At 55.4% G+C, this 1528-nt stretch carries 1 protein-coding gene; it reads left to right on the top strand.

The features are described from left to right. The first annotated feature begins 77 nt into the window (after window positions 1-77). Window positions 78-1463, top strand: coding sequence for an IS1182 family transposase (locus Q4577_RS23625; RefSeq protein ID WP_303567672.1), 1386 nt, complete (start codon window positions 78-80; stop codon window positions 1461-1463). Window positions 1464-1528 lie beyond the last annotated feature (65 nt).

The following is a 1528-nucleotide window of genomic DNA, read 5'->3' as shown; positions in this document are numbered from 1 at the left end:
TATTTTGTTGAAAAACTCTTGTTGATTTGACGGCTCATGGCTGATTCAATTTCTCTATGGCAGCGGGGGATTGAATGATGATGGGACCAAAACAGGAAGCGCAGGGCGCACTGTTCTACGAGTTCTCGCTGGAGGATCACGTTCCACAAGACCACCTGCTGCGCTCGATTGATCGGTTTGTCGATCTGGATAGTATTCGCCCCCATCTGTCGAGTTTCTACAGTCACACGGGCCGTCCATCGGTTGACCCCGAGCTTCTGATCCGGATGCTTTTGGTTGGCTATTGCTTTGGTATCCGGTCTGAGCGACGTCTTTGCGAGGAGGTGCATCTGAATTTGGCCTATAGGTGGTTTTGCCGCCTCGACCTGACCGATATGATCCCGGATCATTCAACATTCTCCAAGAACCGGCATGGACGTTTTCGTGATAGCGAACTTCTGCGCCATCTGTTCGAGACGACTGTCGCTCGTTGTATCGAGAAAGGTTTGGTCAGTGGTCAGCGCATGGCCATCGACGCCAGCCTGATTGAAGCGGATGCGAACAAGCAGAACTCGACGCCGAAGGGAGAGTGGGACGCCTCGACGATTGATCCAACTGACGCGGCCCGCGCCGTGCGTGAATATCTCGACACGCTGGATGAGGAGGCATTTGGCTCAGCCAGCGAGGTGCAGCCGAAGTTCACCTCCCATTCCGACCCGGCGAGCCAGTGGACGGCAGCGCGTAAGGGCCCTGCATTCTTTAGCTATTCTGACAATTATCTCATCGACACGGATCACGGTGTTATCTTGGATGTGGAACCTACCCGTTCCATCCGGCAGGCCGAAGTTGGACCAACCAGGACGATGCTGACACGGGTGAAGGACAAATTCGGCCTGGTCCCTGACTGGATGATCGCCGACACGGCCTATGGCTCAGGCCCAATGCTTGGCTGGCTCGTAGATCGTAAGATCGCCCCTTACATCCCTGTGATCGACAAGGCCGGACGCCCCGATGGCACCTGGACACGTACAGATTTCGACTGGGATGCGCAGAACGACCAATACATCTGCCCCGAGGGGCATGCCCTCAAGCAGTTCCGCCGGAATTATTCCGATCCGAACCGGGGCCCGACGGGCAAAGGCACCGCGACGTATCGTGCTCTGAAACTGACCTGCCAGGTTTGCCCGTCCAAACCGAAGTGCTGCCCCAATGCCGACGCCAGATCGATCACCCGTGAAGAACAAGAAGATGCCCGCCAAGTTGCCAGGGATTTGGCCAACACTGATGAATACGTGATTGCGATGAAGCTCCGAAAGAAAGTCGAAATGCTATTCGCCCATCTGAAACGTATTCTCGGTCTGGGACGGCTCCGATTACGTGGACCATGCGGTGCAAATGACGAATTCCTCCTCGCCGCCACCGCCCAAAACCTCCGCAAATTGGCCAAGATCCTTCCTGCACCGCAGCAAACGCGAAAAGCCTGACCTCAAAGGCGCTTGCGCCGAATTTGGAAGTCCCAGTTCTGCATTCGCAAACGTCAGTTTTTCAA

Origin of the sequence: Marinovum sp. 2_MG-2023 (assembly GCF_030548265.1) — a bacterium.
Lineage (GTDB): Bacteria > Pseudomonadota > Alphaproteobacteria > Rhodobacterales > Rhodobacteraceae > Marinovum.
Note: the sequence above shows the minus strand (reverse complement) of the source record. Positions and strands in the feature narration are given on the sequence as shown.

Excerpts from the sequence above, each read along its gene's own strand:
- Q4577_RS23625 (WP_303567672.1), top strand. The coding sequence starts at position 78 with ATGATGGGACCAAAACAGGAAGCGCAGGGCGCACTGTTCTACGAGTTC.